The following is a 7169-nucleotide window of genomic DNA, read 5'->3' on the forward strand; positions in this document are numbered from 1 at the left end:
AGACATCGCAGAGAGGTGGTCGAACCGTGAGCCAGCCAGGGGTTCTGCTCGATCGCGACGGCACGATCATCGTCGACAGCGGGTATGTCGGCTCCGTCGACCGGGTCGAGTTCATCGACGGGTCCATCGCGGCGATCGCCGCGCTCAACCGGGCCGGCATCCCGGTCGCCGTGGTCACCAACCAGGCCGGCGTCGCCCGTGGGTACTACGGCATCGCCGACGTGGAGCAGGTCCACAAGCACATGATCGCCGAAATGGCGCGGCACGGCGCGCACGTCGACCTGTGGTTGTTCTGCCCCTACCACCCGGACGGCATCGTGGAGGCCTTCGCCCGGCGCAGCGCCGACCGCAAGCCGGGGCCGGGCATGGCGCTGGCCGCCGCGGAAGCGCTCGACCTGGACCTGTCCGCGTCCTGGGTGGTCGGGGACAGCCCCGCCGACGTCGGGCTCGCGCGGGCCGTCGGCGCGAAACCGCTGCACGTCGGGCCGCCCGGCTCGGCCGTGACGGGCGTGGACACGTTCCCCGACCTCGCCGCCGCCGTGCGGTTCATCCTCGGCGGCGACACCGCACCCGCGCCGGAGCAGCAAAAGGCGCCCAAGTTCCCGGCCGCGAAGTTCCACCGGGCCGACTCCTACGGCGGCGCCTACGTCGCCGAGCTGGCGCGCGCCTTCGCCACCGTGGACCTGGAGCAGGTCAGCCGCGCGGCGAAGATCCTGAACGCCGCCTACGACCGCGATTCGGCCGTGTTCGCCTGCGGCAACGGCGGATCCGCGTCGATCGCCAACCACCTGCAGTGCGACCACGTGAAGGGCGTGCGCAACGGCACCGGCGTCACCACGCGCGTGCAGAGCCTGAGCACCAACGTGGAGCTGTTCAGCGCGATCGCCAACGACCTCGGCTACGAGCACGTCTTCGAGTACCAGTTGCAGTCCCAGGCGCGGCCGGGTGACGTGCTGATCGTCATCTCGTCCTCGGGCCGCTCGCCGAACATCGTGCGGGCGCTGGACTGGGCGGCGGCGCACGAAATGCCGACCATCGCGCTCACCGGTTTCGCCGGTGGGCCCGCCCGCCGCCGGGCCGAGGTCTCCATCCACGTCGACTCCGCCAACTACGGCGTCGTCGAAGACGCCCACCAGGCGTGCATGCACCTGCTGGCCCAGTACGTCCGACAGTCGAGGATGACCCCAGATGCCGTTGTCTCGCAGACATTCTGACCGCATGCGCGTCGCGATCAACCTGCTCACCGACGACCCGTTCAATCCGTCGGGCGCGCACTGGTTCTGGACCCGCGTCATCCCCGAGATGACCAGGCTGCTCCGCGACGGCGAGTCGTTCCACCTGATGGTGAGCCCGAAGTCGCGGCCGACGCACGACTACGGCCGCAGCGTCGGCTACATCACCTACCCGTGGTCGAACGAGAAGCGCAACCTGCGCACGCTGTCGGAGCACCTGTACTCGCCGCTGCGGCTGCCGCTGAGCGGGATCGACGTGCTGAACACGTTGATGGCGCCGATCGTGAAGTCCGCGCCGAAACTCGTGGTGCACATCAAGACACTGCACGCGTACACGACGCCGCACGCGATCTCGCCGCCCGCGCGGCTGTACCGCCAGCTGAGCTACCCGCGCACCGCGCGGCTGGCCGACGCGATCATCCTCAACTCGCGCAGCCTGGTCGACGAGGTGCAGCAGTACCTGAAGGTGGATCCGGCGAAGATCCGGCTCATCCCGGAGGCGGTCGACCACGAGCTGTTCAACCCCGGCGACCGGGACGAGGCGTTCGCGCACGTCGCGAAGCGGTACGGGGTGCGCGAGAACTTCGTGTTGTTCGTGTCGTCGCTGTGGCCGTACAAGAACTGCGAGGGCCTGATCCGCGCGTTCGCGGCGGCGAAGTCCGACCTCGGCGGCAGGCAGCTGGTCGTCGTCGGACCCGGCCGGGACGTCGAGTACGTCGGCGAGCTCAAGGCGCTGGCCGCGCGGCTCGGCGTGGCGGACGACATCGTGTGGGTGGGCGGGGTGCCGCTGGAGGAGACGGTGCACTTCTACCGCGCCGCGGACGTGTTCGTGTACCCGTCGCACAACGAGACGTTCGGCCTGCCGATCCTGGAAGCCATGGCGTCGGCGTGCCCGGTGGTCACCTCGAACGTGACGGCGATGCCGGAAACCGCGGGCGGGGCGGCGCTGCTGGCCGACCCTAAGGACGCGGACTCGATCGCCGACCAGATCGTCAAGGCCTGCGGCCCGGAGGGCGAGCGGCTGCGCGCCCGCGGACCGGAACGCGCCGGCGAGTTCACCTGGGCGGCCACCGCGGCGCGGACGCTCGACGTGTACCGCGAGGTGCACGCCCGATGAGGATCCTGGTCACCGGCGGTGCCGGGTTCATCGGCTCGCACACCTGCGACCGGCTCGTCGAGCTGGGGCACGAGGTGATCGTGCTGGACGTCCTGGCCGCGCCGGTGCACCGCGACGGCAAGCCGAACCACCTCACGCCCGGCGTGGAGTTCTACGAGGGCGACGTGCGCAACCGCGACCTGGTGCGCAACCTGCTGCGCCGGGTGGACGCGGTCTACCACTTCGCCGCCTACCAGGACTACCTGCCGGACTTCGCCAAGTTCACCGACGTCAACGTCACCTCGACCGCGATGATCTACGAGATCGTGGTCGCCGAGAAACTCGACCTGCAGCGGATCGTCGTAGCGTCCTCGCAGGCGGCGATGGGCGAAGGGCTGTACCGGTGCGCGGTGCACGGCGAGCAGACGCCGGACATGCGCCCGGAGTCCGCGCTGCGGGCCGCGCGCTGGGACATCGGCTGCGCGGTGTGCGGCGAGCCGATCGAGGTGCTGCCGACGCCGGAACGCGTCGCCAACCCGCAGAACGCCTACGGCATGTCCAAGCACGGCGAGGAGGTCGTGGCGGTCAACCTCGGGCGCCGCTACGGCATCCCGACCGTCGCCCTGCGCTACAGCATCGTGCAGGGGCCGCGGCAGTCGGTCTACAACGCCTACTCCGGCGCGTGCCGCATCTTCAACCTGCACTACCTGCTCGGCGGCGCGCCGACGCTGTACGAGGACGGGCAGAACATCCGTGACTACGTCAACATCCACGACGTCGTCGACGCGAACGTGCTGGTGCTCGCCGACGACCGCGCGGCGGGGCGGGTGTTCAACGTCGGCGGCGGGACCGGGTACACCACGCAGGAGTTCGCCGAGGTGGTGCGCCGGCAGTACGGTTCGGACCGGCCGGGCCGGATCAGCGGCGAGTACCGCTTCGGCGACACCCGGCACATCCTTTCCGACGTCGACGCGCTCAAGCAGCTGGGCTGGTCCCCGAAGCGGACCCCGGCGGACTCGGTCGCCGAGTACGCCGCGTGGCTGCGGGACATGCCGGGCCTGGAGGAAATCCTCGCCGAGGCCGACGCCAAGATGCGCTCGCTCGGCGTGGTGCGCAAGGCGGGGTCGTGAAGGCGTTCCTGCTCGCGGCCGGGCTGGGGACGCGGTTGCGGCCCCTGACCGACCACACCCCCAAGTGCCTCGTCGAGATCGGCGGGCGGCCGATGCTGGACATCTGGCTGGACGCGCTCGCGGCCGCCGGGGTGGACGAGGTGCTGGTCAACCTGCACCACCTCGCGCCGCTGGTCCGGCGGCACCTGGCCGGGCGCGACGGCGGTCCGGTCGTGCACACCGTCGAGGAGCCGGAACTGCTCGGCAGCGCGGGCACGCTGCGGGCCAACCGGGACTTCGTCGCGGGCGAGGAGATGTTCCTGGCGCTCAACGCCGACAATCTGACCGACTTCGACCTGCGGGTGCTGGTCGGCGCGCACCGCGCGGGCGGGGCGATCGCGACGTTGTCGGTGTTCCGGGCGCCCGATCCGACGCAGTGCGGGATCCTCACGGTTTCCGACGGGCTGGTGACGGGGTTCGTGGAAAAACCCGCCGACCCGCCGGGCGACCTGGCCAACGCGGGGATGTACGCGTTCTCCCCCGCCGTGCTCGACCTGATCGGCCCGCCGCCCCGGGACATCGGCTACGACCTGCTGCCCGCGCTCGTCGGGCGCGCCCGCGCGGTCTCCCTCGGCGACTCGTGGTTCCTCGACATCGGCACCCCCGCGGCCCTGTCCAGGGCGCGCGCAGTCTGGCAAGGCAGGCGAGCATCGTGATCATCACCCAGACCCCGCTGCGCATCGGGCTCGTCGGTGGCGGGACCGATCTGCCCAGCTACTACCGGGAACACGGCGGCCGGGTGCTCAACGCGGCCATCGACAAGTACGTCTACGTCGTGGTCAAGCAGCGCTTCGACGACGAGATCTACGTCAACTACTCGCGCAAGGAGATCGTCTCCCGCGTCGAGGACCTCGAGCACGAGCTGGTGCGCGAGGCCATGCACATGACCGGGGTGCGCAGTGGCGTCGAGATCACCACGCTCGCCGACATCCCGTCGGCCGGGTCCGGGCTCGGGTCGTCGTCCTCGGTGACGGTGGGGCTGCTGCACGCGTTGTTCGCCTACCAGGGCAGGCAGGTGACGGCCGAGGAGCTGGCCGAGCGGGCGTGCGCGATCGAGATCGACCGGTGCCGCAAGCCGATCGGCAAGCAGGACCAGTACGCGGCCGCCTTCGGCGGGTTGTGCGACCTGCAGTTCGGGCCGGGCGACGCGGTCGGGGTCGAGCAGATCGACCTGCCGCGCGCGGACTGGCGGAAGCTGCAGGACGAGCTGATGTTGTTCTTCACCGGCATCACGCGCAGCGCCAACACGATCCTGGGCGAGCAGAACGCGAACGTCGGCAACAAGCTCACCCAGCTGGGGCAGCTGCGCGACCTGGCGGGCGAAGCGGCGGACGGCCTGCGCGGCGGCGAGCTGTCCGCGCTGGGCACCGCGCTGCGCAAGAGCTGGGAGGCCAAGCGCTCGCTCGCGTCCGGGGTGTCCAACCAGCAGATCGACGAGGCCGTCGACGCGGCGCTGTCGGCGGGCGCGACCGGGGCGAAGGTGACCGGCGCGGGCGGCGGCGGGTTCCTGCTGGTGAGCTGCCCGCTGGAACACCAGCGCGCGGTGCGCGCCCGGCTCACCACGATGAAGGAACTGCCGATCAAACTGGAGCGGCTGGGGTCCCGGATCATCTTCAACGTGCACCGCGACATCTGGAGCTGACCAGGGCCGCGGCAAGCCCGACAGCGACGAGCAGCAGATCGACGGCGTCCGCGAGCCGCACGTCGAAGCCGGGGATCAGCTTCGTCGAAACGGTGTGCAGGTGCAGCACGACGAGGGTGAGCGCGCCCACCGCGACGCGGTCCGCCGTGCGAGTCAGCTCACCGCGCACCGCCATGCCGATGCCCAGCGCAACCGGCACGAAGAGCACCAGCAGGTCGTACGGCGCGTGGTAGAAGCCGATGAGCATCGCCGTCGTGGTCCCCGCGGCCACCGTCAACGGCCGCCAGGCGGCGCGCACCACGAACACGACGGCCACGACCGCCAGCAGCGGAATCGCGATCTGCAACCACGCGGGCGGCTCGGTCAGACCCCAGTGCGCGAGCTGCCCGAGCAGGTCGAACCGCCGCTGGACGGGGTTGCTCAGCCCGGTCGGCGCCGCATCGGAACTGAGCACCGCGACGTCACGCAGGACCGACCGCACGAACCCGGCGGGACCGCCGGCGGCGATGGTGCACGCGACCACCACCGGAACCGATGCCACGGCCAGCCACAGCACGCCGCGCGAGGCCGATCGCAGCCGCCCGCACGCCGAACTGCACCTTGATCAGGACCAGTGCGACACCCCAGCCTGCCCCGGGCTTCGCGGTCGCCAGTGAGCGGAGGATCAGCACCGCGCCGAGCACGCCGAGCAGGCTGCCCAGTTGCACGGAAATCGCGCCGCGACCCGGGTACCAGCCAAGTGTGGCAGCGCCCATTTCGCCAGAATCCGCAGCATCACAATGGCGACACCGATTGACAGCAGTTGGAAAAGGGCGACCGAAGAAAGGTAAGGGAGTGGCGCGAGTGGAACCGCGAGGGTCAGCCAGGCCGGCGTGTAGAGCGACATCGGCAGCGCCCACGGGTACGTCGCGAGGTAGGTGTCGGGATCGTACGGGTTCCCGCCGCTGAGCAGGTCACGGCCAGGGGCACAGACCGTGTCGCGGAAGTCGAGGAAGTACCCCTCCGCGCCCCGGAAGGCTTTCCGCATTCCCCGGCGGAGAAGTCGGAAGGTCGTTGAACCACGTTACGACAATGGCGTGTGATGCATTCGGCTCACCTTTTCCACCTGCCGGGTGGAAACAATCCGCCGATCGGCGGCGACTTCCCCACGTGGACCAGACGAACGTGCAGGCGCCACGGCCCGCCGTCCCACCCGCGCTGCGGGTTCCGCTGGCGGCTGCCGCCGCCGTCGCGGGGGTCGTGGCGGTCGTGCTCGGCGTGCTCTTCGCCGGTGACGTCACCGGCACCGCGCTCGACCAGCGCGCGTACGAGGCGTTGCGGGACAGCGTGCGCGAACCGTCGTTGTCGTTCGACGTCTCGTGGGCCGTCGGCACCGCGGGGGATCCGGGGTGGGCCGCCGGACTGGTCGTGGTCCTCGCCGTGATCTGCTTCGCCGCGCGACGCCGTCGTCTCGCGCTGCTCGCGGTCGCCGGGCCCGCCGCGACCGGGGTGCTCACCACGGTGGTGAAACCCGTGGTGGACCGGACGATCAACGGTGACCACCTGTCCTACCCCAGCGGGCACACGGCGCTGGTCACCTCGCTCGGGATCGTCGTCGGGCTGCTGCTCGCCGACCGGTTCCGGCTCGGCCACGCGGGGCTGCCGCTGGTGCTCGGCCTGGCGGTGCTGTGCGGCGCGGCGATGTCGTGGTCGCAGACCGCGTCCCGGGTCCACTACCTCACCGACACCGTCGGCGGGTTCTGCACGTCCCTGGCCGTCGTGGTCGCCGCCGCGCTCGCGATCGATCGAGTAGCCGATCGTGTGAACGCCGGAGGGTAACGGCGCTTTTCGCCCCGGCGACTTCCGTAGACGAACACCTTGACGGACGGGGGCGGGTGATGACCACGAGGAGCCGGGCGATCCCGCTCGCGCTCGGCGCCGCGGCTGTCCTCGCGCTCGCCGGCGTCGTCGCGGCCGTCGCGACCGATCCCGCCCCGCCGGCCGTGGTTCCGACCGCACAGGGCGCCCCGGCCGCTCCCCCCCCCCCCCCC

Annotated in this window: 8 protein-coding genes; 6 read left to right on the forward strand and 2 right to left on the reverse strand. The window is 71.0% G+C overall.

The window, feature by feature from the left end; translation table 11 throughout:
- Nucleotides 1-26 precede the first annotated feature (26 nt).
- From ABZ193_RS28230 to ABZ193_RS28250, 5 genes are read left to right on the forward strand one after another with little or no spacing between them, the layout of a single operon-like run.
- On the forward strand, nt 27-1214 hold the full coding sequence (locus ABZ193_RS28230) for an HAD-IIIA family hydrolase (protein WP_020417466.1): 1188 nt from the start codon (nt 27-29) through the stop codon (nt 1212-1214).
- Nucleotides 1215-1218: 4 nt separating this feature from the next.
- Nucleotides 1219-2349, forward strand: coding sequence for a glycosyltransferase family 1 protein (locus ABZ193_RS28235; RefSeq protein WP_027932711.1), 1131 nt, complete (start codon nt 1219-1221; stop codon nt 2347-2349).
- The gene (locus ABZ193_RS28240) at nt 2346-3458 is read left to right on the forward strand and encodes an SDR family NAD(P)-dependent oxidoreductase (RefSeq protein WP_354712125.1); all 1113 of its coding nucleotides are present in this window, start codon (nt 2346-2348) and stop codon (nt 3456-3458) included. The genes ABZ193_RS28235 and ABZ193_RS28240 overlap by 4 nt, the downstream gene beginning before the upstream one ends.
- Nucleotides 3455-4153 carry a nucleotidyltransferase family protein gene (locus ABZ193_RS28245; protein ID WP_354712126.1) on the forward strand — a complete coding sequence of 233 codons (699 nt, stop codon included), beginning with the start codon at nt 3455-3457 and terminating at the stop codon, nt 4151-4153. The genes ABZ193_RS28240 and ABZ193_RS28245 overlap by 4 nt, the downstream gene beginning before the upstream one ends.
- Entirely contained in the window at nt 4150-5139 is a 990-nt protein-coding gene (locus ABZ193_RS28250) for a GHMP kinase (RefSeq protein WP_354712127.1), read from the forward strand. The genes ABZ193_RS28245 and ABZ193_RS28250 overlap by 4 nt, the downstream gene beginning before the upstream one ends.
- Here ABZ193_RS28250 and ABZ193_RS28255 read toward each other — a convergent pair.
- Both ABZ193_RS28255 and ABZ193_RS28260 read right to left on the reverse strand, forming a co-directional pair.
- On the reverse strand, nt 5111-5680 hold the full coding sequence (locus tag ABZ193_RS28255; RefSeq protein ID WP_354712128.1) for a hypothetical protein: 570 nt from the start codon (nt 5678-5680) through the stop codon (nt 5111-5113). The two genes, ABZ193_RS28250 and ABZ193_RS28255, sit on opposite strands and share 29 nt — an antisense overlap.
- Complete coding sequence (locus ABZ193_RS28260; protein WP_354712129.1) at nt 5601-5894, reverse strand: hypothetical protein; 294 nt, start codon at nt 5892-5894, stop codon at nt 5601-5603. Before ABZ193_RS28260 ends, ABZ193_RS28255 begins: the two co-directional genes overlap by 80 nt.
- 394 nt (nt 5895-6288) lie before the next feature.
- Here ABZ193_RS28260 and ABZ193_RS28265 point away from each other — a divergent pair, with 394 nt between their 5' ends.
- Complete coding sequence (locus tag ABZ193_RS28265; protein ID WP_354712130.1) at nt 6289-6957, forward strand: phosphatase PAP2 family protein; 669 nt, start codon at nt 6289-6291, stop codon at nt 6955-6957.
- The last annotated feature ends 212 nt before the right edge of the window (nt 6958-7169 follow it).

Source organism: Amycolatopsis sp. NPDC006125 (genome assembly GCF_040614195.1).
Lineage (GTDB): Bacteria > Actinomycetota > Actinomycetes > Mycobacteriales > Pseudonocardiaceae > Amycolatopsis_E > Amycolatopsis_E tucumanensis.

Bases quoted from the DNA above. Each gene is read 5' to 3' on its own strand.
- ABZ193_RS28235 (WP_027932711.1), top strand. From the start codon at position 1,219: ATGCGCGTCGCGATCAACCTGCTCACCGACGACCCGTTCAATCCGTCG.
- ABZ193_RS28240 (WP_354712125.1), top strand. From the start codon at position 2,346: ATGAGGATCCTGGTCACCGGCGGTGCCGGGTTCATCGGCTCGCACACC.
- ABZ193_RS28260 (WP_354712129.1), bottom strand. From the start codon at position 5,894: ATGGGCGCTGCCACACTTGGCTGGTACCCGGGTCGCGGCGCGATTTCC.